Source organism: Streptomyces sp. NPDC059037 (assembly GCF_042740015.1).
Lineage (GTDB): Bacteria > Actinomycetota > Actinomycetes > Streptomycetales > Streptomycetaceae > Streptomyces.
This window is the reverse complement of the sequence record NZ_JBHYIG010000128.1, coordinates 1-26,076: the sequence shown is the minus strand read 5'-3', so window position 1 is coordinate 26,076 and position 26,076 is coordinate 1. Positions and strand designations below refer to the sequence as shown.

20 protein-coding genes are annotated in these 26,076 nt (G+C 70.3%); 1 reads left to right on the top strand and 19 read right to left on the bottom strand.

Going from position 1 to position 26,076, the window contains the following annotated elements:
- Positions 1-101: 101 nt before the first annotated feature.
- From obgE to ACFWY6_RS24895, 18 genes are all read right to left on the bottom strand, one after another.
- Positions 102-1,541, bottom strand: a complete 1,440-nt coding sequence (gene obgE, locus ACFWY6_RS24980; RefSeq protein WP_384694361.1) for a GTPase ObgE — start codon at positions 1,539-1,541, stop codon at positions 102-104.
- Positions 1,542-1,676: 135 nt separating this feature from the next.
- Positions 1,677-1,931: a 50S ribosomal protein L27 gene (gene rpmA, locus ACFWY6_RS24975; protein WP_030362615.1), complete on the bottom strand. Its 255-nt coding sequence runs from the start codon at positions 1,929-1,931 to the stop codon at positions 1,677-1,679.
- A 14-nt stretch (positions 1,932-1,945) separates the two neighbouring features.
- Positions 1,946-2,266 carry a 50S ribosomal protein L21 gene (rplU, locus tag ACFWY6_RS24970; RefSeq protein WP_223774625.1) on the bottom strand — a complete coding sequence of 107 codons (321 nt, stop codon included), beginning with the start codon at positions 2,264-2,266 and terminating at the stop codon, positions 1,946-1,948.
- Between the two features lie 183 nt (positions 2,267-2,449).
- On the bottom strand, positions 2,450-3,799 hold the full coding sequence (locus tag ACFWY6_RS24965) for a phospholipase D-like domain-containing protein (protein WP_384694357.1): 1,350 nt from the start codon (positions 3,797-3,799) through the stop codon (positions 2,450-2,452).
- A 268-nt stretch (positions 3,800-4,067) separates the two neighbouring features.
- Positions 4,068-7,916, bottom strand: a complete 3,849-nt coding sequence (locus ACFWY6_RS24960; protein WP_384694354.1) for a ribonuclease E/G — start codon at positions 7,914-7,916, stop codon at positions 4,068-4,070.
- Positions 7,917-8,152: 236 nt separating this feature from the next.
- Positions 8,153-8,956: a TIGR03936 family radical SAM-associated protein gene (locus tag ACFWY6_RS24955; RefSeq protein ID WP_384694351.1), complete on the bottom strand. Its 804-nt coding sequence runs from the start codon at positions 8,954-8,956 to the stop codon at positions 8,153-8,155.
- 48 nt (positions 8,957-9,004) lie between these two features.
- Positions 9,005-10,312 (bottom strand): hypothetical protein, encoded by a 1,308-nt coding sequence (locus ACFWY6_RS24950; protein WP_384694348.1) that lies wholly within the window; start codon positions 10,310-10,312, stop codon positions 9,005-9,007.
- 15 nt (positions 10,313-10,327) lie between these two features.
- Positions 10,328-10,927 (bottom strand): GNAT family N-acetyltransferase, encoded by a 600-nt coding sequence (locus tag ACFWY6_RS24945; RefSeq protein ID WP_384694346.1) that lies wholly within the window; start codon positions 10,925-10,927, stop codon positions 10,328-10,330.
- Positions 10,928-12,850, bottom strand: a complete 1,923-nt coding sequence (locus ACFWY6_RS24940) for a TIGR03960 family B12-binding radical SAM protein (RefSeq protein ID WP_384694343.1) — start codon at positions 12,848-12,850, stop codon at positions 10,928-10,930.
- A gap of 52 nt (positions 12,851-12,902) precedes the next feature.
- A complete protein-coding gene (locus tag ACFWY6_RS24935; protein WP_384694341.1) occupies positions 12,903-14,459 on the bottom strand; it encodes a CHAD domain-containing protein in 1,557 nt (518 codons plus the stop codon).
- A 60-nt stretch (positions 14,460-14,519) separates the two neighbouring features.
- Positions 14,520-15,725 carry a rod shape-determining protein RodA gene (gene rodA / locus ACFWY6_RS24930; RefSeq protein WP_384694338.1) on the bottom strand — a complete coding sequence of 402 codons (1,206 nt, stop codon included), beginning with the start codon at positions 15,723-15,725 and terminating at the stop codon, positions 14,520-14,522.
- Positions 15,725-17,899: a penicillin-binding protein 2 gene (mrdA, locus tag ACFWY6_RS24925; RefSeq protein ID WP_384694335.1), complete on the bottom strand. Its 2,175-nt coding sequence runs from the start codon at positions 17,897-17,899 to the stop codon at positions 15,725-15,727. Before mrdA ends, rodA begins: the two co-directional genes overlap by 1 nt.
- Before the next feature lie 46 nt (positions 17,900-17,945).
- Positions 17,946-18,617 carry a rod shape-determining protein MreD gene (gene mreD, locus ACFWY6_RS24920; protein ID WP_384694332.1) on the bottom strand — a complete coding sequence of 224 codons (672 nt, stop codon included), beginning with the start codon at positions 18,615-18,617 and terminating at the stop codon, positions 17,946-17,948.
- Between the two features lie 13 nt (positions 18,618-18,630).
- Positions 18,631-19,584: a rod shape-determining protein MreC gene (gene mreC, locus ACFWY6_RS24915; RefSeq protein WP_384694329.1), complete on the bottom strand. Its 954-nt coding sequence runs from the start codon at positions 19,582-19,584 to the stop codon at positions 18,631-18,633.
- A gap of 205 nt (positions 19,585-19,789) precedes the next feature.
- Positions 19,790-20,809: a rod shape-determining protein gene (locus ACFWY6_RS24910; RefSeq protein ID WP_030362602.1), complete on the bottom strand. Its 1,020-nt coding sequence runs from the start codon at positions 20,807-20,809 to the stop codon at positions 19,790-19,792.
- Positions 20,810-21,125: 316 nt separating this feature from the next.
- Positions 21,126-21,539, bottom strand: a complete 414-nt coding sequence (gene ndk, locus ACFWY6_RS24905) for a nucleoside-diphosphate kinase (protein WP_361820214.1) — start codon at positions 21,537-21,539, stop codon at positions 21,126-21,128.
- Positions 21,540-21,611: 72 nt separating this feature from the next.
- On the bottom strand, positions 21,612-21,974 hold the full coding sequence (locus tag ACFWY6_RS24900; protein WP_266866989.1) for a DUF4233 domain-containing protein: 363 nt from the start codon (positions 21,972-21,974) through the stop codon (positions 21,612-21,614).
- A 5-nt stretch (positions 21,975-21,979) separates the two neighbouring features.
- Positions 21,980-23,512 (bottom strand): bifunctional folylpolyglutamate synthase/dihydrofolate synthase, encoded by a 1,533-nt coding sequence (locus tag ACFWY6_RS24895; protein ID WP_384694325.1) that lies wholly within the window; start codon positions 23,510-23,512, stop codon positions 21,980-21,982.
- A 143-nt stretch (positions 23,513-23,655) separates the two neighbouring features.
- Between ACFWY6_RS24895 and ACFWY6_RS24890 the strand changes: the two genes are divergently transcribed.
- Positions 23,656-24,669, top strand: coding sequence for a rod shape-determining protein (locus tag ACFWY6_RS24890; RefSeq protein WP_384694323.1), 1,014 nt, complete (start codon positions 23,656-23,658; stop codon positions 24,667-24,669).
- Positions 24,670-24,885: 216 nt separating this feature from the next.
- Here the strand turns inward: ACFWY6_RS24890 and ACFWY6_RS24885 are convergent, their stop codons facing one another.
- Positions 24,886-25,914 carry a sensor histidine kinase gene (locus tag ACFWY6_RS24885; protein ID WP_384694320.1) on the bottom strand — a complete coding sequence of 343 codons (1,029 nt, stop codon included), beginning with the start codon at positions 25,912-25,914 and terminating at the stop codon, positions 24,886-24,888.
- Positions 25,915-26,076 lie beyond the last annotated feature (162 nt).

Here is a 26,076-nt window from a genome sequence, read left to right as displayed (position 1 = left end):
CCGGCCGTTCGGCCGCGGGGCCCCCTTCTCTCGTTCATGACTGCGGGTGCGTCGTGGCTTGTCGCGCAGTTCCCCGCGCCCCTACGGGGCGCGGCTCCCGCCTAGAACGGCTCGAAGTCGTCGTACTCCGCGTCCGCGTCATCCCGCTCCGCGTCCCGGTCCCTGCGGCGCTGCGCGGCAGGACGGGGCGCCTCCAGGCGGTGGTCCTCGCCACGCCGGCCCAGCATCTCCGCGCCCGCCATGACCGACGGCTCCCAGTCGAAGACGACCGCGTTCTCCTCGGGGCCGATGGCGACGCCGTCGCCCGTGCGCGCGCCCGCCTTCATCAGCGCTTCCTCGACGCCGAGCCGGTTCAGCCGGTCCGCGAGATAGCCGACGGCCTCGTCGTTGTTGAAGTCGGTCTGGCGCACCCAGCGCTCCGGCTTCTCGCCGCGCACGCGGTAGATGCCGTCGTCGCCGAGCGTGACGGTGAAGCCCGTGTCGTCCACGGCCTTGGGCCGGATGACGATGCGGGTCGCCTCTTCCTTCGGCTTCGCCGCACGGGCCGCGCCCACCACCTCGGCGAGCGCGTACGACAGCTCCTTGAGGCCCTTGTGGGCGACCGCCGACACCTCGAAGACGCGGTAGCCGCGCGCCTCCAGGTCGGGCCGGACCATCTCCGCGAGGTCCTGTCCGTCGGGTACGTCGATCTTGTTCAGGACGACGATGCGCGGACGGTTCTCAAGGCCCGCGCCGTACTGCCGCAGCTCCTCCTCGATGATGTCGAGGTCGGAGACGGGGTCACGGTCGGACTCCAGCGTCGCCGTGTCCAGGACGTGCACCAGGACGCTGCACCGCTCGACGTGCCGCAGGAACTCCAGGCCGAGGCCCTTGCCCTGGCTTGCGCCCGGGATCAGACCGGGCACGTCGGCGATCGTGTAGACGGTCGCACCGGCCGTCACCACACCGAGGTTGGGGACCAGCGTCGTGAAGGGGTAGTCCGCGATCTTCGGCTTGGCCGCGCTCAGGACCGAGATCAGCGAGGACTTGCCGGCGCTCGGGTAGCCCACGAGGGCGACATCGGCGACCGTCTTGAGCTCCAGGACGACATCACCCGAGTCACCCGGCTCACCGAGCAGCGCGAAGCCCGGCGCCTTGCGGCGGGCCGAGGCGAGCGCCGCGTTGCCGAGGCCGCCGCGGCCGCCCTGGGACGCCACGTACGTCGTGCCCTGGCCGACCAGGTCGGCCAGGACGTTGCCGTCCTTGTCGAGGATGACGGTGCCGTCCGGCACGGGCAGGACCAGGTCCTGGCCGTCCTTGCCGGAGCGGTTGTCGCCGGCGCCGGGCATGCCGTTGGTGGCCTTGCGGTGCGGCGAGTGGTGGTAGTCGAGCAGCGTGGTGACCGACTGGTCGACGACCAGGATCACGTCACCGCCACGGCCGCCGTTGCCGCCGTCAGGGCCGCCGAGCGGCTTGAACTTCTCACGGTGGACGGAGGCACAGCCGTGGCCCCCGCTACCCGCGGCGACATGCAGCTCGACGCGGTCCACGAAGGTGGTCATGGGATGTGCCTCCAGAAACGTACGGAATGTCAAGGGCGAAATGCCCTAGGTGTAACACGCGAAAGGCGGACCCGCTTCCCGTCACCAGGAAGAGAGGTCCGCCCTCGCGAAGAACGTGTTCTACAGAAGCCTGATTCAGGCGACCGGAACGATGTTCACGACCTTGCGGCCACGGTGGGTGCCGAACTCCACCGCACCGGCGTCCAGCGCGAACAGGGTGTCGTCCTTGCCGCGGCCGACGCCCGTGCCCGGGTGGAAGTGGGTGCCGCGCTGGCGGACCAGGATCTCACCGGCGTTGACGGTCTGACCGCCGAAGCGCTTCACACCGAGCCGCTGAGCATTGGAATCGCGCCCGTTCCGAGTGGACGATGCGCCCTTCTTGTGTGCCATCTTGTCTCAGTCCCTTACTTCGCAGCCGTGGGGATACCGGTGACCTTGATCGCCGTGTACTGCTGGCGGTGACCCTGGCGACGGCGGTAGCCGGTCTTGTTCTTGTAGCGAAGGATGTCGATCTTCGCGCCCTTGTGGTGGTCCACGACCTCGGCCGTGACCTTGATACCGGCAAGCACCCACGGGTCGCTCGTCACGGCATCGCCGTCGACAACGAGCAGGGTCGAGAGCTCGACCGTGTCGCCAACCTTGGCGGTGGGAATCTTGTCAACCTCAACGATGTCGTCGACAGCAACCTTGTGCTGGCGACCACCGCTGCGCACGATGGCGTACACGCGGATCTCTCTTTCGCTCGGAACGGTGCCCCCGCAGTCCAGCCGTCCACGAAAGCGGGCGGCCTCTCCCGAGCCCGAAGCCGGGAGGAAAAGGTTTACAGGGGGTGGCGGTGCATAGGAACACGCCGACGGTCAAGGTTACGGGGCCCGCCCGGAAGGGTCAAACCGGCCCCGTACCGCCCGTCACGTCGTCGTCTTCTCACCGTCCGGCGGCAGCGGCTTGACGCCCTTGCACAGGTCGGTGGTGTCGGCACTGCCCGGCCAGGCGACGGTGCGTACGTGGTCGAAGTGCGAGCGGTACGCGTCGTGCACCGAGTCGTCGTCGACCTTGACGATCGCCTCGTCGTTCTCGCGCAGGGCCGGTGCCGTGTAGTTCTGCGAGCCGGTGAAGGAGAGCTTGTTCCGCTTGCCGTCGTACACGCCGTCGATGAGCAGATACTTCGAGTGGACGATGTAGGGCGTGACCAGCTTGGTGCCGGGGTTCAGCGGATCCCGGTCGTCGTTGAAGCAGCGCACGGAGGGCCCGCCGGACTTGTGCAGCGCCTCCCAGGTGCCGGGCGTGCCGCCCTGGCTCTTGGCGCTGTCGGTCTCGGCGTAGACGATGCTCACCGAGCAGCCGGCCTTCTTCAGGGAGACGAGCTTGTCGGCGATCTGCTGCCGGGTGATCTTGAATACCGAGGCGCGGACCTTGGTGTGCTGGGTCACCCCGGCCGAGTCCTTGTAATTGCACTGCACGTTGTTCAGGACCGAGTACATCGTGTCGGTCTCGTTGACCGTGCCGGCGCGCGGGAAGAAGTACGCCTTGAAGAGGCCGCTGCTGACCGTGCGGTAGTCCCAGTTCCGCCAGTCCTTGCCGAGCATGTCGGTGAAGTAGTCGGCGTACGCGTCGTACAGGGTCGGGTTGTCCGGCAGCACCAGCGCGTCGTTGAAGAACTTCGTGTGCGCCGACGGCGTGGAGTTCGACGTGGTCTGTACGACGACGTCCCTGGCCCCCTCGACCTCCGAGAACAGCCAGAACTTGTTGTGCATGATCGACTGGCCGTACTTGGGATCGCCCAGGCAGGACTTGCCCGCCGGGCAGAGCGACACGAAGGACGGCTTGCTCTTGTCCGTGCCGAGCGCAGCGGCGAGCGTGCTGTAGGACGTGTTCGCCGGGCGGTCGCTCCTGCTCGACTCGTCGAGCAGGATCTGTACGTGGACGCCGCGGTCCTTGGCGGCCACGAGCGCGTCCACGACCGAGGCCTCCCATACGTGGTAGACCGCGACCTTGATCGTCGAGCCGGGCACCGCGGAGTCCGTCAGCTCGATCAGGCGGGTGCGGATCGCGTACTGCTCGTCGGTGCTGCCCAGCGGATCGTTGAAGATCGGGCCCTCGGTCCACATCGGCGTGTCCGCGGCCGCCGTGCCCATGGCGCTGACGGTCTGGATCCCCGCCGCCGAGAGGACGGTGGCCAGCGCGACGGCCTGGCGTCCGCCCTTGATCTGCTTCACGGCACGGTGACGTCCCGTGCCTCTCAGGCGCTTGTGCGCCATCGGCGGTCCCCTCCCCTTTCACGAACCCGACGTTTCCCCAAACGTCACGTTCGCGTGTTCCTTCATCAACCGCATGAGTTTTACAGGTACTTCACCGCCCTCCAAGAGGCGGGTGGCACGAACGCGGCTGCCGTGACGCTTCGGTGATCTTACGTACGAAGGTCCGTCCAGCCTGTGCGACGTGCGGGAACGCCTGTGCCCCCGGCTCGGCGGAATGCGCCGTGCCGGGGGCACAGGGTCATGCGTACGTACGGACCGTGACGGAGGGTCAGCCCTCGTCGCCCGCTGAGGCGTTGACGCCGGACGGCGCCTGCTCCGCCGCGGCGGTCTTCTTCGTCGCCTTCGACGCCTTCTTGGCCGTCGTCTTCTTGGCGGCCGTCTTCTTGGCCGCGGTCTTCTTGGTGGCGGCCTTCTTCGCGGTCGCCTTCTTGGCCGTCTTGCGCGCCGTCTTCTTGGCCGGAGCCGCTTCCTCGGCGGGGGCCTCGGCCTCCGCCTGCTCGGCAGGCTTCTCGGCGGCCTTCTCCGGCGCCGGGACGACCAGGAAAGCAGCGTCCTCGGACGCGGTCGGCGCCGTGGCCTTGCGCACCGCACGGCGCCGCGGACGGGCCGGGGCGGCGTCGGCGGGGGCCTCGGCCACCGGCTCGGCGACGACCGGCTCGGGGGCCGGCTCGGCCTTGGGCGCCTCGGTGACGATCACCTCGGCGGCCTCCGGCTCGGCGCTCTGCGCGGGCTTCGGCGAACCGGCCGGCGACGTCGCCTTGCGGGTCGCACGACGGCGCGTACGTCCCTTCGGGGCGGCGTCATCGACAGGTGCCTCGGCCTCGACGACCGGGGCCTCGACGACCGGGGCTTCCACGACCGGGGCCTCGACCACGGGGGCCTCGGCCTCCGGAGCGACCTCGACCTCGGCCTCCGCCTCGGCCTTGGCGGCCTTCGACCTGCCACGCCGCTCCGACCTGGGCGCGGTCTCCGCCTTCGGGGCACCGGCCGGAGCCGACGCACGCCGGGTCGCCCGGCGCCGCGAACGGCCACGGGAAGCGGCGGCCTCGGCCTCGTGCGCGCTGCTGTAGAGCTCCTCGTCGGGCACGAACTCCGGCTCGGGGAGCGCCACCGGGGCGGCGACCTCCGCGGCGACCTCGGCCTCGGTCTCGACGCTCTCGGCGCCCTCCACGGCCTCGTGCGCCTCGTGCTCGTGAGCCTGGTCCTGCTGCTCGGAGCCGCCGCGCCCGCGCTTCTTGCGCTTGCCGCCGCCACCGGCGGAGGTCGGCTGCTCCATGTGCACGATCACGCCGCGGCCGTTGCAGTGGACGCAGGTCTCGGAGAAGGACTCCAGGAGGCCCTGGCCGACGCGCTTACGGGTCATCTGCACGAGACCCAGCGAGGTGACCTCGGCGACCTGGTGCTTCGTACGGTCGCGGCCCAGGCATTCGAGCAGCCGCCGCAGGACCAGGTCCCGGTTGGACTCCAGGACCATGTCGATGAAGTCGATGACGACGATGCCGCCCAGGTCGCGCAGGCGCAGCTGGCGCACGATCTCCTCGGCCGCTTCGAGGTTGTTCCTCGTCACGGTCTCTTCGAGGTTGCCGCCCTGGCCGGTGAACTTGCCGGTGTTGACGTCGACGACGATCATCGCCTCGGTCTTGTCGATCACCAGCGAGCCGCCGCTGGGCAGCCAGACCTTGCGGTCGAGCGCCTTGGCGAGCTGCTCGTCGATCCGGTACGTCGCGAAGACGTCGACCTCGGAGGTCCACTTCGAGAGGCGGTCCGCCAGGTCGGGCGCGACGTGCGAGACGTAGCCGTGGATGGTCTCCCACCCCTCGTCACCACTGACGATGACCTTGGAGAAGTCCTCGTTGAAGATGTCGCGGACGACACGGACGGTCATGTCCGGCTCGCCGTACAGCAGGCTCGGCGAGCTCGTCGAGGTCTGCTTCGCCTTCTTCTGGATCTCTTCCCACTGCTGCTGCAGACGCTCGACGTCACGGCGCAGCTCATCCTCGCTCGCGCCCTCGGCGGCGGTGCGCACGATGACGCCCGCGTCCTCGGGGACGATCTTCTTGAGGATGGTCTTCAGACGCGCGCGCTCGGTGTCGGGCAGCTTGCGGCTGATGCCGGTCATCGACCCCTCGGGGACGTACACGAGGTAGCGGCCCGGCAGCGAGACCTGGCTGGTCAGACGCGCACCCTTGTGGCCGATCGGGTCCTTGGTGACCTGCACGAGGACCGACTGGCCGGACTTCAGGGCCGACTCGATGCGGCGCGGGCCGTTGGCCATGCCAAGGGCCTCGAAGTTGACCTCACCGGCGTAGAGCACCGCGTTGCGGCCCTTGCCGATGTCGATGAACGCGGCCTCCATGGACGGCAGCACGTTCTGGACCTTGCCCAGGTAGACGTTGCCGACGTACGAGGTGGCCTGCTCCTTGTTGACGTAGTGCTCGACGAGCACGTTGTCCTCAAGGACGCCGATCTGGGTGCGCTCGCCGCTCTGACGGACGACCATCACGCGCTCGACGGCCTCGCGGCGGGCGAGGAACTCGGCCTCGGTGATGATCGGGACGCGGCGACGGCCCTGCTCACGGCCCTCGCGGCGGCGCTGCTTCTTGGCCTCTAGGCGGGTCGAGCCCTTGATGGACTGGACCTCGTCGGCGCCGGTGCCGGGCTCGCGCTCTGCATCCTTCCCTCGCCGTTCCCTCGGCTCCCGTACCTTGACGACCGTACGCTCCGGGTCGCCGTCGGCGGCGGACTCGGCCTCACCGGAGTCACCGGCACGGCGACGGCGACGGCGACGGCGACGGCTGCTGCTGGAACCGGCACCCGATCCGTTGTCCTCGGCGCCGTTCTCCTCGGCCTGCTCGGCGTCGGACTCGGCCTCTGTGTCGACGGCCCGCTCCTCCTGCTCGGCGCCCTCGTCGGACTCGGTGTCCTGCTGCTCGCCCTCGGCGTCGGCGGACTCACCGCGGCGGCGGCGACGGCCACCACGACGGCGACGGCGGCCGTGCCGCTCACCGGCGTCCTCGGCATCCTCGCTGTCGCCGGTGTCCTCGGCTTCGGCCTCGGCGGGCTCCTCGGCCGGCTCCTCGGCCTTGGGCGCGGCCTTGGCGGGCTCGCGCTCGGCGGCGGGCTGCTCGTCGGCGGCCCGACGGCGGCGGCGACGGCGCGGTCCCGTCTCCTCCTCCGCCACGGGCGCGGCGACGGGCTCGGCCTCGACCTCTTCCTCCTCGACGGGCTCCTCGGCCTGCGCGGCGGCGGCAGCGGCGGCCGCGCGCTCCGGGGTCTGGAACATCGGCTCGGCGAACACCGGCGCCTGGAAGACGGCCACGGCGGGCCGCGCGGGCTTCCGGCCGGAGTCCTCGTCGGTGTCGGCCTGCGCCTTACGGGTCTTCTGCGGGGCGGGCGCCGAGAAACCGGCGGCGGCCTTGCGGGTGGCGCGACGGGGCCTGCGGCCACGGGGCGCCTCGTCCTCGGCGGGCTCGGCGGCCTCGGCGGCCTTCGGCTCCGCCACGGGCGCGGCCTCGGCGGCAGGTGCGGCCTCGGCGGCGGGCGCGGACGTGGAGCGGGTCGCGCGGCGGCGGGCTCGGCGCGGGGCGGCGTCACCGGCCTCCGGCTGCGGCTCGCGCTCGGCGGCGGTCACGGGCTCCTCGTCCTGCGCGGCGGCGGGCTCGGCGGCGGGCGTCTCGACGGCGGCCTGCGGCGCACCGGCCGGCGCGGAGGCGCGGCGCGTCGCACGGCGACGCGGACGGGCGACGGCCGGAGCGGCCTCCTCTGCCTCGTCCTCGGTCTTCGCAGGCTCGGTCTTCGCGGGCTCGGCGGCGGGGGCCTCGGCCTCTGCGGTCTGCGGCGCACCCGCGGGTGCGGAGGCACGGCGGGTGGCGCGACGGCGCGTACGCGGGGCGGGCTCGGCCACCGCGTCGGCCGCTACGGCCGCATCGGTGGTCTCTTCGGTCTCATCGGTCTCATCGGCGGCGGGGGCGGCCGGTATGGCCGGCGCCGAGGCCTTGGCGGCACCCACGGGCGGGCCCGCGGGACGCGACGCCGCACGGCGCCTGCGGCGCGGCGGCAAGGTGTCGCTGGGGGTGTTGTTGTCCGAGCCCTCAGTGGGTTCGTTCGGCTCAAGCATGCGGGCGGTTCTCCCGTCAGGCCCCCGGGCGCCGCGCCTGGTCCGGTGATGTCCGCGGCCCTCGCTATGTCCTACGCGGGGCCGCCATCCGGGGGCGTGGGCGCCGCACGGGAGCTCTATGTGTCTGTCTCGCCGGTTCCGTACGCCCAAATGCGAACGGCCTGGCGAAAGTCTCGGTCAGTGCGCTGCCCGACCCAGGTGGCTCCCGAGTACGAGGGCTGCGCTACGACGTGTCCCTACGCGGGACCTTCCGGCGCCGACGCCTTCGCGGCGGCAGCGGCTGCCCCTTCGTTCACAGGTGGGGCGGTGGCTGCCTCGCGGTCGGGCGCGAGCGGGTCGGTCACCGTGCCGGTCTCTTCGTCAAGGAGCCCCTGCGCCAGCCTGGTCACCGCTGCGGGGACCGGCGGCGCCAGGTCGGCCACAGCTCGGAGACCGGACAGGACGTCGTCGGGTCGTACGGCAGGTGTCACGTGCCGAACAACCAGCCGCAGTATCGCACAGGGCTGGTCGGTCGGCCTATCAGTGGCGTGAGCAAGCGCTTCGTCAGCCGCGACCGCCCGGAGACTCACGACGGCCTCGCGGGCGTCGAACGTCCGCATGCCGTTCTTCGTGCGGCGCTGGACCTCGACGCTCTCCGCGGCCCGGAAGGCCTCGGCGGCCCGCTCGGCGTCCACGGGCTCCACGCCGTCGAGGCGCAGCTCCCAGATGGACGCGGTGAGCCGGTCGGCGAGCCCGGAGGTGTGCGACTCGACGGCGTCGATGATGTCGAGTCCGACCGGCATCGACTCGTCGAGCAGCTCGCGCAGCTTGTCGGGGTCACGCTGCTCGGTGAGCGCGATCTCCAGGTACTCGGCCTCACTGCCCGTGCCGGTGGGTGCGGCATTGGCGTACGACACCTTCGGGTGCGGGGTGAACCCCGCCGAGTACGCCATGGGCACCTCGGCGCGGCGCAGCGCCCGCTCGAAGGCGCGCTGGAAGTCACGGTGGCTGGTGAACCGGAGGCGGCCGCGCTTGGTGTAGCGCAGGCGGATGCGCTGCACCGCGGGAGCGGGCGGCGGGCCTACGGGCTGTCGCTTGCCCAGTGTCGTTCAGTCCTTCGTGAGTGCGGTCGTACTGCTACCTAGAGTACGTGCCTCGGCCGGATGTGGTTCCCGCCGGGCCTCGGGCACCGGCACCGGTTCGGGCTCGCGCGGTGCTCCGAACAGCATCCGCCGTACGTCGGCCCGTGCCTCGCGCACGCTGCGGCGCGCCGATGCGATGGCCTGCCGGGTGGCGCGTCCGGCCTCCTTCGCGGCCTGGACGGCGGGCCGCCAGACCCCGTCCCGCAGGACGTGCCCGACGGGTGTGAGGACGGAGCGGTAGACCCAGCGCACGGGGTCGACGAAGACCCACCGCAGGAGCCTGCCGATGAACCGCCACACGGCCCGCGACACATGCCCCGCGACCCGCCAGGCGTGCCCGAGCGCCGCTCCGATCTCGTGCAGGACGACACCGATGGCGCGCCCGACGGGCACCAGCACCCAGCGCCACACGGCGACGGCGGGCACGACGAAGATCCAGCGCAGTACGGTCCCGATGCCGCGCAGCAGCCAAGCGATGCCGTGTCCGAGCGGGGTGAGGACGGACGCGTACAGCCACATCGCGGGGACGACGACGAGCACGCGCCCCAGCCAGGCGAGACCCCGGCCGACCGGCACGAGCACGTACCGCCAAAGACCCACCCACGGCCACACGAACAGCGCCTTGAACAGCCACATCACACCGATGCCGATGCCGCGCCCCGTGGCCGCGAGCCCGGCGCCGATCGCCCGCGCGAGCCAGGTGACGCCATGCCCGATCGGCGTGAGCACCGACCGGTACAGCCACACGGCCGGGATCACGAAGAGTGTCCGCCCCAGCCAGGCCAGCGCGGCGCCCGTGCCGCGCACACACCAGGCGATGCCGTGCCCGAGGGGGGTGAGGACGGACGCGTACAACCACACGGCGGGTACGACGACGAGCACCCGCCCCAGCCAGGCGAGACCCCGGCCGACCGGCACGAGCACGTACCGCCAAAGACCGACCCACGGCCACACGAACAGCGCCTTGAACAGCCACACCGCGCCGATGCCGATGCCCCGCGCGACCGGCGTGAAGACGTACTCGTTCAGCCACTCCAGCGGCGTCACGATCAGCGTCCGCCCCAGCCAGGCGAAGGCGCGGCCCACCGGGCGCAGCCCTCTGAAGTACACGAAGCGCCCACAGGCGGCGAGCGCGTCCCACACCAGACGCACCGGGACGACGAGCACCAGCACGACGATCCGCACCGGAATGCGGATCGCGACCGCGAGACATCCCTCGGCCTGCCTCGGCTCCGGCGCACTCTCTTGCCGGGGAGGCCGTTTTTCCAGGTCCATGCCGTCCTAGACGCGTCAGTGCGGGTGCTGGTTCGGTGAATTCGGCCGCGAGCCGGTCCGGACCCAGTAACGGAGCTTTCCGCCCCGCTCGTCCTCGAAGACGCCGCCCGCGGCCTCGATCACCTTGCGCGAACCGGTGTTGTCGGTGTCGCAGGTCACCAGGACGGATTCCAGGCCCAGTTCACGGGCGTACGGAAGAGAGTCGATCAGCATCGCCGTGGCGTGGCCGCGGCGGCGGGCGGTGGGGCGTACGTCGTAGCCGATGTGGCCGCCGTACTCACGCAGGAAGCGCGTCGCGACGTTGTGCCGGATGGCGATGCGGCCGATGTAGTCGGCGCCGTCGGCGTACCAGAGGGTCGTGACGGGGACGGAGAGCGGCTCGGCGGGGCGGGCGGCGGCGCGGACCTCGCAGACGTAGCGCTCGAAGACCACCGGGTCGTGCCACTTGTCGCCGTAGTCGCGCAGGGTGCGGCCGAGCGTGGTGTCGTCGTCATCGCCGCCGCGCCCCTCGGCGCGGAACTCCTCCATCGCGGCGACGAAGGAGAGATGCACGAGGCCGGTGGGCAGGGCGAGTCGGGGACCGACCGCCCCGTCCACCGGCCTCGGGTGCGTCACTTACTTCACTACCGACAGCGGAAGCAGCTTCTTGCCGGTCGGGCCGATCTGGATCTCGGTCTGCATCTGCGGGCACACGCCGCAGTCGAAGCACGGGGTCCAGCGGCAGTCCTCGACCTCGGTCTCGTCGAGCGAGTCCTGCCAGTCGTCCCAGAGCCAGTCCTTGTCGAGACCGGAGTCCAGGTGGTCCCAGGGCAGGACTTCCTCGTACGTGCGCTCACGCGTCGTGTACCAGTCGACGTCCACGCCGAAGTCCGGCAGCGTCTTCTCGGCGCAGGCCATCCAGCGGTCGTAGCTGAAGTGCTCGCGCCAGCCGTCGAAGCGGCCGCCGTCCTCGTACACGGCGCGGATGACCGAGCCGATGCGGCGGTCACCGCGCGAGAGCAGGCCTTCGACGATGCCGGGCTTGCCGTCGTGGTAGCGGAAGCCGATCGAGCGGCCGTACTTCTTGTCGCCGCGGATCTTGTCGCGCAGCTTGGTGAGGCGGGCGTCCGTCTCCTCGGCCGACAGCTGCGGGGCCCACTGGAACGGCGTGTGCGGCTTGGGCACGAAGCCGCCGATGGAGACCGTGCAGCGGATGTCGTTGCCCGCGACCTCGCGGCCCTTGGCGATGACGTTCGCCGCCATGTCCGCGATCTGCAGGACGTCCTCGTCGGTCTCGGTGGGCAGGCCGAGCATGAAGTACAGCTTGACCTGGCGCCAGCCGTTGCCGTACGCGGTCGCGACGGTGCGGATCAGGTCCTCCTCGGAGACCATCTTGTTGATGACCTTCCGCATCCGCTCGCTGCCGCCCTCGGGGGCGAAGGTCAGGCCCGAACGGCGGCCGTTCCTGGTCAGCTCGTTCGCCAGGTCGATGTTGAAGGCGTCGACGCGGGTCGAGGGGAGGGACAGGCCGATCTTGTCCTCCTCGTACCGGTCGGCGAGGCCCTTGGCGACGTCCGCGATCTCCGTGTGGTCCGCGGAGGAGAGCGAGAGCAAGCCGACCTCTTCGAAGCCGGTGGCCTTGAGGCCCTTCTCGACCATCTCGCCGATGCCGGTGATGCTTCGCTCCCGCACGGGGCGCGTGATCATGCCGGCCTGGCAGAAGCGGCAGCCTCGGGTGCAGCCGCGGAAGATCTCGACGGACATGCGCTCGTGGACGGTCTCCGCGAGCGGCACGAGGGGCTGCTTCGGGTAGGGCCACTCGTCCAGGTCCATGACGGTGTGCTTGGACACGCGCCACGGGACACCCGACTTGTTCGGTACGACGCGGCCGATCCGCCCGTCCGGGAGGTACTCGACGTCGTAGAACCCGGGGACGTACACCGAACCGGTGCGCGCGAGGCGGAAGAGGACTTCCTCGCGGCCGCCGGGGCGGCCCTCGGCCTTCCACTCGCGGATGATCGCGGTCATGTCGAGCACGGCCTGCTCGCCGTCGCCGATGACCGCGCAGTCGATGAACTCCGCGATCGGCTCGGGGTTGAAGGCCGCGTGCCCGCCGGCGAGGACGATCGGGTCGTCGACCGTGCGGTTCTTGGACTCCAGGGGAATCCCGGCCAGGTCGAGGGCCGTGAGCATGTTCGTGTAGCCGAGCTCGGTGGAGAAGCTGAGCCCGAAGACGTCGAAGGCGCCGACGGGGCGGTGGCTGTCCACGGTGAACTGCGGGACCTTGTGCTCCCGCATCAGCTCTTCGAGGTCGGGCCACACGCTGTACGTGCGCTCGGCGAGGACGCCATCGCGCTCGTTCAGTACCTCGTAAAGGATCATGACGCCCTGGTTGGGCAGCCCGACCTCGTACGCGTCGGGGTACATGAGCGCCCAGCGGACGTCGCATGCGTCCCAGTCCTTGACGGTGGAGTTGAGCTCTCCGCCGACGTACTGGATGGGCTTCTGGACGTGCGGGAGAAGCGCTTCCAGGCGTGGGAAGACGGACTCGACAGGCATCTCGGCGTCTCTCATGAGCTGGCAGGGGTGACCATCAAGCGTACCCCGGCGCTCAGCTTCCCAGCGCCGCCCGAAGTTTCGGCCGCGAGGCCCGGGCCCACACCTCCGGCAGCTCCCGCTCGCGCTCGGCGGCGGTGGCCTCCTCCTGGCCGTACAGGAGTCCCCAGGTGAAGGCCGTCTCGCCCGCCGCGTGCGCCTGGATCGCCAGGTTCCGCAGCGCCTCGCGGGCCACCACGCTGTCCTGGTGGTCGCCGAGCACGCTCTGGACGTCCTTCGCACGCCGGGCGAACCGCTTCGCGGGCTTGCCGAGCGCGGGGGTCGCCGCCTCGCCCGCGTACCGGGCGCGCTTGGCGGCCTTGCGGGCCTCGTGCATCGCCAGGTCACGCTCCTCGCCGGGCGGCAGCGCGAGGGCGTGCTCGATGCGGGCCGCGAGGCGGTCGTGGTCCTTCAGGACGGCCTTGGGGAGGGCATCGGCCGGGGGCGCTGCGGCGGCCTTGCGCAGCGGGGGGTCGGCGAGCAGCGCGTCGACGGACTCCAGGAGCGCCAGATACCGCTTCCCGTCGAGCACGGCGACGGTCCTGCGCCGCGAGCCGCTGCGGCGGGCGACGGTCCAGATGCGCAGGCGTCCGCGCACGGGGCCGAGCAGAAGCGTGCGGGGCAGCGCGGCGATGCGGGCCGTGAGCCGCTCGGTCAGGACCTCCTGGTCACGGTCGACGCCGAGCTCACCCGCGAGCCACTTCAGCTCGTCGCCGATCGGGTCGGTGACGGTGCGGTCGAGGATCTTCCCGTACGAGCGGAAGGCGCTGCGCATGCGTCGCGTGGCGACCCGCATCTGGTGCACGGAGTCCGGCAGGTCGCGGCGCACGGCGGGGTCGAGGGCGACGAGGGCGTCGCGCTGGGCACGGAGGTAGGCGAGGACGTGGTCACCGGCGGTGACGGGGGCGTCGACACCCGCGGAAACCTCGCCCTTCTTCCCGGACTTCTTGGTCTTACGCCCCTTCGGCGCCGTCGCCGCGATCGCCTTCGCCAGCTTCGACGCCGATGCCGAGCGCTCCACCCCCGTCTTGCGCAGCTTCTTCTCGACCTTGTCGAGCAGCGCGGGGTCCGCGTCGTCCGCCAGTTCCACCTCGATCTCGGCCCACTCGGCGGTGCCGCCGCCCTCGGTGAGCCGCTCGGCGCGTACGCGGTCGATGCTGAGCTCGGCGAGCAGTGCGCCCTTGTCGTCCACGAGGTGGCGCAGGTCCCGCGCGGACAACAGGCGTACGACGGGGACGAGTTCGGCCTCGCGGACCCGGGAGCGCACCAGGCCGGACAGTGCGCGCGGCACCGTCTCGGAGAGCGGGGCGTGGATCTCGTCCCGTACGCCTTCGGCGAGCGACACCGGCAGTTTCAGGTGCCAGCCCGCGTCGTCGCCGCCGGAGCGGCGGCGCAGCGTGATCGAGTCGGCGAGCAGGAGCTGGTCGGCCGTGTCGTAGTAGACGGCGTCCAGGTCGACGACACCTTTGTCGACGACGTTCGCGATCCCGGCGACGCCGGTCAGGTCGGGCAGCGCCGGGTGCGGCGCCGCGACGTCGTACTTCCGCTCGATCTCCCGCTTCGTCTGCCCCATGAACCGAATCTAGACGCGATCCGGGGCTCTGGGCAGTACCAAAGACGCCCCAGAGCGACGCTAGGCCGACAACGGTCGCTGCACCTTGATCGACTGGAGCAGCCCGACGGCGACCCAGACCGCGAACATCGATGATCCTCCGTACGACACAAAGGGCAGCGGAAGCCCCGCCACCGGCATGATGCCGAGCGTCATCCCGATGTTCTCGAAGGCCTGGAAGGCGAACCAGGCGATGATCCCGGCGGCGACGATCGTGCCGTACAGCTCGGTCGTCTCACGGGCGATGCGGCAGGCCCGCCAGAGCAGGACGCCGAGCAGGACCAGGATGAGGCCCGCGCCCAAGAAGCCGAGCTCCTCGCCCGCGACGGTGAAGACGAAGTCCGTCTGCTGCTCGGGCACGAACTGGCCGGTGGTCTGCGAACCCTTGAACAGGCCGGTGCCGGACAGGCCGCCGGAGCCGATCGCGATGCGGGCCTGGTTGGTGTTGTAGCCGACGCCCGCAGGGTCGAGCGCGGGGTTGGCGAAGGCCGCGAAGCGGGCGATCTGGTAGTCGTCGAGGACGCCGAGCTGCCAGACGGCGATCGCGCCCGCCGCGCCCGTGCCGAGGAGTCCGAAGACCCAGCGGTTGGAGGCGCCGGATGCGAGCAGCACGCCCAGCACGATCATCGCCATCACCATGACCGACCCGAGGTCGGGCATGAGGAGCACGATCAGTATCGGTACGGCGGCCAGACCGAGGGCCTGGACGACCGTGCGGTGGTCGGGGTGGACCCGGTCGCCCGCGTCGACCCGCGCCGCGAGCAGCATCGCCATGCCCAGGATGATCGTGACCTTCACGAACTCGGAGGGCTGCAGCGAGAAGCCGCCGCCGATGACGATCCACGCGTGCGCGCCGTTGATGGTCGCGCCGAGCGGGGTCAGCACGAGCAGCACCAGGAAGACCGAGATGCCGTAGAGGATCGGCACGGCCGTGCGCAGCGTGCGGTGACCGAGCCAGATCGTGCCGGCCATCAGGACGAGCCCGATGCCGATGTTCATGAGGTGCTTGAGCGCGAAGGCGTACGGGTCGTCGCCGACGAGCTCGGTGCGGTTGCGGGTGGCCGAGTAGACGAGCGCGGAGCCGATCGCGGAGAGCGCGAGCGCCGAGAGCAGTATCGGCCAGTCGAGCCTGCGCACCAGCGAGTCGCGGGCGAGCAGTCGGGAGATCGACATCTTCGAGCGCTCGGGCCCGTAGCCGGGGACGGAGAAGCCATTGTTGCCGGCCACTAGTCACGCCTCCAGTTCGCGGGCGCGCCCGCCAGTTCCTGCGGTGCCTTCGGCGCCTTGGAGGGCTCCGGCTTGTACGGCTTGATCTTCGGGGAGTCGATCGAACCGTCCTTCTCGATCTTCGGCAGGTTCTTCTGCGGCTGCGGAAGCAGGGCCTTCTTGAGGTCCTGCTTGCCGTCCTCGTCCAGGCCGTAGATGCCGTCGTAGATCTTGCGGACGGCGGGTCCCGACGCACCGGAACCCGTACCGCCCTGGGAGATCGTCATCACGATCGAGTAGTCCTTGGTGTACGTCGCGAACCACGAGGTGGTCTGCTTGCCGTAGACCTCCGCCGTACCCGTCTTGGCGTGCATCGGGATCTTGTCCTGCGGCCAGCCGCCGAACCGCCAGGCGGCCGTTCCCTTGGTCGCCACGTCGGCGAGGGCACCGTCTATGTCGGTGCGCGTCTTCTCGTCCATGGGCAGCTTGCCGTGCGACTTGGGCTTGATCTCCTCGACCTGCTTGCCGTCGGCGCTGATGATCGCCTTGCCGACGGTGGGGTCGTAGAGGGTGCCGCCGTTGGCGATGGCGGAGTAGATCGTCGCCATCTGTATCGGCGTGACGAGGGTGTCGCCCTGGCCGATGGCGTAGTTGACCGAGTCACCGGCGCGCATCTTCATGCCTTCGAGGCAGTTCTCGTACGCGATCTTCTCGACGTAGTCGCCGCCCTTCTTGCCCTGCTTGCACCAGCCGTCCTTGTTGGCCTTCCAGTAGTCCTTCTTCCACTGGCGGTCAGGGACGCGTCCGGTGACCTCGTTCGGCAGGTCGATGCCGGTCTCCTTGCCGAGGCCGAACTGGTGGGCGGTCTTGTAGAACCAGTCCTTGGGGTCCTTCTTCGGCTTGATGCCGCCGTCCTTGATCCACTGGTCGTGCGAGAGCTTGTAGAAGACGGTGTCGCAGGAGACCTCGAGGGCCTGGCCGAGGGTGATGCTGCCGTGGCCCTTGGACTCGAAGTTCTTGAAGACCTGGCCGCCGACGGAGTACGAGCTGGGGCACGGGTAGCTCCCGTTGAAGTCGTAGCCCGCGTTGACCGCTGCGGTGGTCGGGATGACCTTGAAGATCGAGCCGGGGGCCGCCTGGCCCTGGATGGCGCGGTTCAGGAGCGGGTAGTTGGACTTCTTCCCTGTGAGCTTCGTGTAGTCCTTGCCGGAGATGCCGCCGACCCAGGCGTTCGGGTCGTAGTCCGGGTTGGACGCCATGGAGACGATGCGTCCGGTCTTGTTCTCCATGACGACGACGGCGCCCGCGTCGGCCTTGTAGTTCTCGTTGGTGTTCCTGTCGAGCTCCTTGCGGGCCTTCTTCATCGCGTCGTTGAGCCAGTACTCGGACAGGGCCTGCACGCGCGCGTCGATGCTGGTGACGACGTTCGCGCCGGGCTCGGCCGGGTCCGCCTTGGCCTCGCCGAGGACGCGGCCGAGCTTGTCGACCTCGTAGCGGGTGACGCCCGCCTTGCCGCGCAGCTGGGCGTCGTACGTCCGCTCAAGGCCGGAGCGGCCGACCTGGTCGGAGCGGAGGAACGGCGAGTCGGTGTTCTCGGCCTTCTTGATCTCCTCGTCGGTGACGGGCGAGAGATAGCCGAGCACCTGCGCGGTGTTGGACTTGCCGGGCGCGGCATAGCGGCGGACGGCGGTCGGCTCGGCGGTGATGCCGGGGAAGTCCTCGGCGCGCTCGCGGATCTGGAGGGCCTGCTTGGGCGAGGCCTCGTCCGTGATCGGGATCGGCTGGTAGGGCGAGCCGTTCCAGCAGGGCTGCGGGGTCTTGGAGTCGCAGAGACGGACCTTGTCGGAGACGTCCTTGGCGCTCATGCCGAGGACGTCGGCGAGCTTGGCGAGGGCAGCCTTGCCGTCGTCCTTCATCTTCATCAGGTCCGTGCGGGACGCGGAGACGACGAGGCGGGTCTCGTTGTCGGCGATCGGCACACCGCGGGCGTCGAGGATCGAGCCGCGTACGGCGGGGTCGACGACCTGCTGGACGTGGTTGCCGGAGGCTTCCTCCGCGTACTCCTCGCCGTTGCGGATCTGGAGGTACCAGAGGCGGCCGCCGAGGGTGAGCAGGAGGGAGAGTACGAGGATCTGGATGACGATGAGGCGGATCTGGACCCGTGGGGTCCGTCCGGTCTCCGGGATATTGGTCACTTCTTCCCTCCCCTGAGGCTGAAGCCGGGCGTGAAGTTCCGTGCCCTCACAGGCGCTTGACCCCCTTGATCCGTCCGGCGCGCGAGACGCGGGCCTTGGCGGCCTTCATCCGCAGGCCGCCGCGCTGGTTGCCGATGCGCAGACCGGTGCCGGAGGACAGCCATCCCTCGGAGACGTCGGTGGCCTTGGCGCCGGAGGAGCTCTCCCCCAGCGGATCGTTCTCGGCGCGCCGGGCGAGCGCGATGATCAGCGGCACCGTGAACGGCGCGAGCAGCAGGTCGTACAGGGCGGCCGTGAAGAGCAGCCCGCCCAGGCCCACATGGCGGGCTGCGGTGTCCCCGACGAGGGCGCCCACGCCCGCGTAGAGGAGGGTCGATCCGATGGCCGCCCCCACGACCACGACCAGCGGCCCGGTGGCGGACCGGAGCCGTCCGGTCTCCGGCTTGGCCAGGCCCGCGAGATAGCCGACGACGCAGAGCACCAGGGCGTACCGCCCGGCGGCGTGGTCGGCCGGCGGCGCTAGATCGGAGAGCAGTCCGGCCCCGAAGCCGATGAGGGCGCCGCCCACATGGCCGTAGACCAGGGCGAAGCCGAGCACCGTGAGCAGCACCAGGTCCGGGACGGCGCCCGGCAGTTGCAGCCGCGCGAGGACGCTGACCTGGATGACGAGGGCCACGACGACCAGGGTGCCGGAGAGCAGGATTCGGTTGAAGCGCATGGGTCCGGATCTCCTACTGCTCGTTGCCGTTGTCGACGCCGTCGGCCGGGGGCTGCCCCGACGGGGTGGCCGTGACGGTCACCGTGGGGGTCGGCTTGGGCTTCGCGGGCTTGGACGGCAGGACCGTGTCGCGCGGGTCCTCGCGGGGCGCTTCGACGACGACGCCGACGATGTCCAGCTTGGTGAAGCCGACATACGGCTTGATGAAGATATTGCGGGTCAGGTCGCCGCCCGAGGGGTCGACGCGGACCACCTCGCCGACCGGGACGCCCGGCACGAACGGCTTGTCGGCATGCGAGCCGAAGGTGACAAGACGGTCGCCCTTCTTGACCTTGGCCTTGCCGTTGAGCATCTGCACCGAGAGCGGGCGGTCGCCCTGTCCGGTGGCGAAGCCGAGCTCGTCGGTCTTCTCCATGCGGGTGCCGACGGTGAAATCGGGGTCGTTGGCGAGCAGGACGGTCGCGGTGCCGGGGCCGACGGTGGTGACGCGGCCGACCAGGCCGTCGCCGTTCAGGACGGTCATGTCGCGCTTGATTCCGTCGTTCGCGCCGGCGTCGATCGTCACGGTCCAGGAGAAGCCCTGGGCCGCTCCTATGCCGATGACCTCGGCGCCCTTGATGCCGTACTGGCCGGCGCCGGCCTTCTTCAGCATGCTGTCCAGCTGTCTGACGCGGCTGCGGTTGCGGTTGTCGCTGCCGAGCTTCGCCTTCAACGCGGCGTTCTGACGCTCGAGTTCGGCGATCCGGTCATGCCGGTCGCCGGAGTCCCGGACCGCGCCGATGGCGTTGCCGATCGGGTCGACGGCGGAGGAGACCCCGTCCTCGACCGGGCCGAAGACCGTGGCGGCGGCCCGGCGGGCACCGTCGACCGGCGAGTCCTCGCCACCGCGGATGTCCACCGTGATCAAAGCGAACGCGATGGCGATCAGCAGCACCAGGAGCAGCCGGCTCTCTCGTGTGTCCCTCACGTGCGGCGGCCGTGCCTTCCTCAGTTGGAAATCCTTGGAATTCTGAGCAACTGTGCGGAGCAAGTGTGCGTAACTCTGCACAAATCTAAGCAATCGGAATCCGCGGCGTCTGCGGACGCCGCGGAATTGTTATGCCTTGCCTCTATATCAACGATCCGCCGCACGAGATGGCAGGCACTCGTACGGCGGACCTTTTCGCGTCAGATCATCTGCGCGGCTGGGCGTCAAGCACCTGCTGCAACGCCTCGAACTCCTCGACGCACTTGCCGGAGCCGAGCGCCACGCTGTCCAGCGGGTCCTCGGCGATGTGGATCGGCATGCCCGTCTCGCGACGGAGCCGCTCGTCGAGCCCGCGCAGCAGCGCGCCGCCACCCGTGAGAACGATGCCGCGGTCCATCACGTCGCCGGAGAGCTCCGGCGGGCACTTGTCGAGGGTCGTCTTGACCGCGTCGACGATCGCGTTGACCGGTTCCTCGATGGCCTTGCGGACCTCGGCGGCCGAGATGACGACGGTCTTGGGCAGCCCGGAGACCAGGTCCCGGCCGCGGATCTCGGTGTGCTCGTCGGCGTCCATGTCGTACGCCGAACCGATGGTGATCTTGATCTGCTCGGCCGTGCGCTCGCCGAGGAGGAGGGAGTACTCCTTCTTGATGTGCTGGATGATCGCGTTGTCCAGCTCGTCGCCCGCGACACGGATGGACTGTGCCGTGACGATTCCGCCGAGCGAGATGACGGCGACCTCGGTGGTGCCGCCGCCGATGTCCACCACCATGTTGCCGGTGGCCTCGTGGACCGGCAGGCCGGAGCCGATGGCCGCGGCCATGGGCTCCTCGATGATGTGCACCTGGCGCGCACCCGCCTGCGAGGAGGCCTCGATGACGGCGCGGCGCTCGACTCCGGTGATGCCGGATGGCACACAGACGACGACCCGCGGGCGGGCGAGATAGCGCCGCTTGTGGATCTTCAGGATGAAGTAGCGGAGCATCCGCTCGGTGATCTCGAAGTCGGCGATGACGCCGTCCTTCAGCGGACGCACGGCGACGATGTTGCCCGGCGTGCGACCGATCATCTTCTTGGCTTCGGCGCCGACAGCGAGGATGCCACCGGTGTTGGTGTTGATCGCGACGACGGACGGTTCGTTGAGAACGATCCCCCGACCCCTGACGTACACCAGCGTGTTGGCGGTCCCGAGGTCGACAGCCATGTCACGGCCGATGAACGACATGTTGTTCCCCATGAGGATGCGTCTGGCCTTCCCTGGAGCGTCTGATGGCTTTTTAGGTAGGCGAGGTGGGTGCTGTGTGGCGTGGAGGCTTCCATCGTAGTCTCGCCTGCACGAACACAGCGCTAGGGTCTTCGCCAATGTCAGCAGATGATGAGCCGTCCCGCTTCTGGAGACGTGCCATCGGAGGCACGGGTTCCCCCAATGGGGGTGCATATGCCAAGGGGCGGCCGATTTTTCCTCGGCCACCCCTGGTCAGGGCGGGCACCCTGCTGACGACGCGTCAGAAGTATTTACGCGATTCTTTACGCAACGCGGGCTAGGCGACACCCGGGAAGAAGATCTTCAGCTCGCGCTCGGCGGAGTCCTCGGAGTCCGATGCGTGGATCAGGTTCTCCCGGACGATGGTGCCGAAGTCGCCGCGGATGGAGCCAGGGGCAGCGGCGATCGGGTCGGTCGGTCCCGCCAGGGCGCGCACGCCCTCGATGACACGCTCGCCCTCGACGACGAGCGCGACGACCGGGCCCGACGACATGAAGTCGACCAGCGGCTCGTAGAACGGCTTGCCCTTGTGCTCGCCGTAGTGCAGCTCCAGCGTCTCCTGGTCGAGCGAGCGCAGCTCGAGCGCGGAGATCGTCCAGCCCGCCTTGCGCTCGATACGGCCGATGATCTCGCCGATCAGTCCGCGCCGGACGGCGTCGGGCTTGAGCAGGACGAGAGTGCGCTGGGTCATGTGCGGCTCCAAGCAGTTAACTACGACGTGGGATGCCCGGCACGATACCGGGACCCACTACGCCGCGTTACCTCAGGCCCCGGCCTCGGCCCCGGCTTCCGCCTCGGCCTGCGCCGCGAACCTGGCCTTCGCCTCGTCGATCTTCTTGCCGAAGTGGATCGACGCCCACCACAGCACGGCGAACACCGCGCCCATGAAGAACATCGTCGGCACCACGAACCCGCTGGCGATCAGCGCGATCTGCAGGGCCCAGCCGAGCTGCACCCCGCCCGGCCGGGTGATCATTCCGCACAGCAGCACGCACAGCAGCATCGCGATGCCGCTGACCGTCCAGACCGTGCCCATGGACAGGTCCGGGTCCTTCATCGCGACCAGACCGGCGAAACCGATGACGAAGAACTCGCCGATCAGCGTGGAAGCACAGAGCGTACGCACAGGAGTCAGCCCCTCCCCAGGAGCAGTCGGGCCTCGCCGACCGTGATGACGGAGCCGGTGACCAGGACGCCACCGCCCGCGTACTCGCCCTCTTCCTCGGCGAGGGTGATCGCGGCTTCCAGCGCGTCCGGCAGGCGCGGCTCGACCTGGACGCGGTCGTCGCCGAAGACCTCGACGGCGACAGCGGCCAACTCGTCCGCGTCCATGGCGCGATGGCTGGAGTTCTGCGTGACGACGATCTCCGCGAAGATCGGCTCGAAGGCTTCGAGCAGCCCCTTCATGTCCTTGCCGTCACTCGCCGCGACCACGCCGATCAGGCGGCTGAAGTCGAAGACCTCACTGATCGCCTCGGCGGTGGCGCGGGCACCCGCAGGGTTGTGCGCGGCGTCAAGGACGATGGTCGGCGAGGTGCGCACGACCTCCAGGCGGCCCGGCGAAGAGACCGAGGCGAAGGCCTTGCGGATCGTGTCGATGTCGAGCGGGCGCGCGTGCTGCGAGCCGATGCCGAAGAACGCCTCCACCGCGGCGAGCGCCACGGCTGCGTTGTGCGCCTGGTACGCGCCGTGCAGCGGCAGGAAGACTTCTGTGTACTCGTTGGCCGCCCCGCCGAGGCCGCGCAGGGTCAGGAGCTGGCCGCCGACCGCCACCGTGCGGGAGACGACGCCGAACTCCAGGCCCTCGCGGGCCACCGTCGCGTCGACCTCGACGGCCTTCTTCAGGAGCACCTGCGCCGCGTCCACCGGCTGCTGGGCCAGGATCACCGTCGCGTCCGGCTTGATGATGCCGGCCTTCTCCTTGGCGATCTCGCCGGGCGTGGCGCCCAGGCGGTCCGTGTGGTCCAGGTCGATGGGCGTGACGACGGCGACCGAGCCGTCGATCACGTTCGTCGCGTCCCAGCTGCCGCCCATGCCGACCTCGACGACGGCCACGTCCACGGGGGCGTCCGCGAAGGCCGCGTACGCCATGCCGGTGAGGACCTCGAAGAAGGAGAGCCTGTACTCCTCCTTGGCGTCGACCATTTCGACGTACGGCTTGATGTCGTTGTACGTCTCCACGAAGCGCTCGGCCTCGATGGGGGCGCCGTCCAGGCTGATCCGCTCGGTGATCGACTGGACGTGGGGCGAGGTGTAACGCCCGGTGCGCAGCTCGAAGGCGGAGAACAGGGCCTCGATCATGCGGGCCGTGGACGTCTTGCCGTTCGTGCCGGTGATGTGGATCGAGGGGTACGCGCGCTGGGGCTCGCCCAGGACGTCCATGAGCGCGGAGATGCGGCTGACCGACGGCTCCAGCTTCGTCTCTCCCCAGCGGCTCGCGAGCTCCGTCTCGACCTCGCGCAGCGCCTTGTCCACCTCCGGGTCGGTGGGGCGGGCCGGGATGTCGCCCTGCGGCGGGCCCGACTGGGCGCGCAGGGTGCGGCTGCCGGCCTCGATCACCGCGAGGTCGGGGTCGCGGTCGGTCTCGGCGGCGACGATCTCGTCGAAACCGTCGTTGTCGTCGTTGTCTTCGTGCGGGCCGTCGTGCTGGGGGAGGTCACTCACGTACCTCAGTCTACGGAGCGCCACCGACAGCCGCCGTCGGGACCTGCCCAGGCGCCGCACGGGACCTGTGGGGACTTTGGGCCTTGCCGATTCAGGACCAAGGTCCCGCCCATCCCGCCGATCGCCGGGCAAACTTGGCGATCATGGACATAGGCATCGACCTCGGCACAGCGAACACCCTTCTCTACGTCCGCGGGCAGGGCATCGTGCTCAACGAACCGTCCGTGGTCGCCGTCAAGGAGGGGGCGCGGACGGCCCTCGCGGTCGGCACGGAGGCCAAGGAGACGATCGGGCGTACGCCAGGGTCCATCACCGCGATCCGGCCGCTGCGGGACGGAGTGATCAGCGACTACGAAGCCGCCGAGGAGATGATCAGGCACTTCGTGCGCAAGGCGGTGCCGGGGCGCCGTCCCCGTACGCGGATGGTGGTGTGCGTGCCGAGCGGGGTCACTCCCGTCGAGCGGCGGGCGATCGTGCACGCGTCGCAGCGGGCGGGGGCCCGGGCCGTACATCTGGTGGAGGAGCCGATGGCGGCGGCGATCGGGGCGGGTCTTCCGGTCGCGGAGCCGCGGGGCTCGATGGTGGTCGACATCGGGGGCGGGACCACGGAGGTGGCCGTCATCTCCCTGGGCGGGATCGTCACGGCGCAGTCGCTGCGGGTCGGGGGCGACCGGCTGGACGCCGCCATCACGGACTACGTCCGCAAGGAGCACACGCTGCTCATCGGTGAGCGGACCGCGGAGGACATCAAGGTCGCGATCGGCTCGGCGTGGCCGGTGCCGGGCGAGGACTCGGCCGCCTTCGAAGCGCGGACGTTCACGGTACGCGGGCGCGAGAAGGTGGGCGGCCTGCCCAAGACGGTGGAGCTGACGGTGCGGGAGGTGCGGGCGGCGCTCGACGAGCCGGTGGAGGCGATCATCTCCGCGGTTCGGGCGACCCTTGAGGAGTGCCCGCCGGAGCTGTCCGGCGACGTCATGGAACACGGCATAGTCCTGACCGGCGGCGGCGCCCTCCTCCCCGCCCTCGACCTCCGCATGGCATCGGCCACCGGAATCCCGGTGTTCACCGCGGACGACCCCCTGGACAGCGTGGCGTTGGGCTGCGGGAAGTGCGTGGAGGACTTCGACGGGTTGGAGAGGGTGATGACGGCGGCGTAGCCCCGGCCCGGCCGCCCTTGCTGCGGGCAGACGTCCCGCACCCCCACCCACCCGACCGTCCTTCCTTGCTGTGGGCAGGCGTCACACACACCCACCCGACCGTCCTTGCTGTGGGCAGGCGTTCCGCAGGGCGGAACGGGTGGGCACAGCCCCAGCTGCCGGGTGAGCGGTGAAGCAGGGCGGCGGGGCTAGGCGCCGATCCGGGGGGCGGCGGGGCTAGGCGCCGGTCGGGAGGGTGGCCAGGACCTCGTACATCGCGCCGCTCGGCCCCGCCGAGAAGCTGCCGCCCACCGTATGGACCCGCTCGGCCATCCCCGCCGTCCCCGTCCCGGAGGACACCGGCGGCGCCACCGGCACGGCGCCGGGCAGCACATTGCGCACGCGGACCTGCAGCTCCCCCTCCGCGAGCCGCACACGGACGTCCACCCGCTCCCCCGGCGCGTGCTTGGCGGCATTGGTCAGACACTCCTGCACCACCCGGTGCACCGCCGCCTGCCGAATCGGCGAAAGCCGGTGCGCCGCGGCATCGACCAGCAGGTCGACCGGACTCCCGGCCCGCTCGCTCGCCGCGACCAACGCCGGCAGCGCGTCAAGGCCGGGCGTGGGCGCACCGTCCACGCCTCGCTGGACGATGATCTCGTTCAGCATCCGATGCGCCGACCGCGCCGTATCAGAAAGCTCCTCGAAGCCGTCCTCGAAGTCCCCGCCCGCGGCCCGCCGTGCCAGCACCTGAGAGCGCACGCTCAGCAGCGTCAGCTCACGCCCCACGAAGTCGTGCACGTCCCGCGCGATACGGGACCGCTCCCGCTGCACGGCCTGCAGCGCGTCCGTCTCGGCCCGCTGCGCCTGCAGCGCCCTGACGAGGTCCTGCCGGTTGGCCGCGACGCCGACCCCCGCCGCCAGGACGCCGATCGGGACGACCAGGCTGAGGAAGGAGCTCAGGCTGTCGCCCCGGTGCACCGGCCAGCCGGGGAGGCTGAACATGACGTACGCGAACGCCACATAGCCGAGCACACCCACTGCGCCGGCGAGCCGCCCCCGGTATCTGCCCAGGGAGTACAGCGCGAACTGCGCCAGCGTCAGCTCGTGCAGCCAGGAGAGCAGGATGAGCGCGACCGCGTACGTCACCCACGGCGCCGAGCGGCGCACCATCAGGGAGGCGGCGCCGAGCGCGAGGACCAGCGCGGCGAGCGGGCCGTTGAGCGAGTTGTCCGCCTCGGCGAGGCCGGGGATGTCCAGGCTCATCAGGGCCAGGCAGCTCAGCGCGGTGAGCGCGTCCTGGGCCCGGGGGGCCTGCGCCCAGCGCGCCGTGAGGCGACGGCCCGGGGCCGTAGCCCGGCGGAAGCGCTTGGGAGCGGGACTGACGGGACTACAAACCCACCAACAAAAGGATAAGGCCCGCACACT

Excerpts from the sequence above, each read along its gene's own strand:
- ACFWY6_RS24910 (WP_030362602.1), bottom strand. The coding sequence starts at position 20,809 with ATGTCGTTCATCGGCCGTGACATGGCTGTCGACCTCGGGACCGCCAAC.
- rpmA (WP_030362615.1), bottom strand. The coding sequence starts at position 1,931 with ATGGCACACAAGAAGGGCGCATCGTCCACTCGGAACGGGCGCGATTCC.
- ndk (WP_361820214.1), bottom strand. The coding sequence starts at position 21,539 with ATGACCCAGCGCACTCTCGTCCTGCTCAAGCCCGACGCCGTCCGGCGC.
- obgE (WP_384694361.1), bottom strand. The coding sequence starts at position 1,541 with ATGACCACCTTCGTGGACCGCGTCGAGCTGCATGTCGCCGCGGGTAGC.
- mreD (WP_384694332.1), bottom strand. The coding sequence starts at position 18,617 with ATGCGCTTCAACCGAATCCTGCTCTCCGGCACCCTGGTCGTCGTGGCC.
- ACFWY6_RS24935 (WP_384694341.1), bottom strand. The coding sequence starts at position 14,459 with ATGGGGCAGACGAAGCGGGAGATCGAGCGGAAGTACGACGTCGCGGCG.
- ACFWY6_RS24885 (WP_384694320.1), bottom strand. The coding sequence starts at position 25,914 with ATGAGCCTGGACATCCCCGGCCTCGCCGAGGCGGACAACTCGCTCAAC.
- ACFWY6_RS24890 (WP_384694323.1), top strand. The coding sequence starts at position 23,656 with ATGGACATAGGCATCGACCTCGGCACAGCGAACACCCTTCTCTACGTC.
- ACFWY6_RS24940 (WP_384694343.1), bottom strand. The coding sequence starts at position 12,850 with ATGCCTGTCGAGTCCGTCTTCCCACGCCTGGAAGCGCTTCTCCCGCAC.
- ACFWY6_RS24965 (WP_384694357.1), bottom strand. The coding sequence starts at position 3,799 with ATGGCGCACAAGCGCCTGAGAGGCACGGGACGTCACCGTGCCGTGAAG.
- ACFWY6_RS24960 (WP_384694354.1), bottom strand. The coding sequence starts at position 7,916 with ATGCTTGAGCCGAACGAACCCACTGAGGGCTCGGACAACAACACCCCC.
- ACFWY6_RS24950 (WP_384694348.1), bottom strand. The coding sequence starts at position 10,312 with ATGGACCTGGAAAAACGGCCTCCCCGGCAAGAGAGTGCGCCGGAGCCG.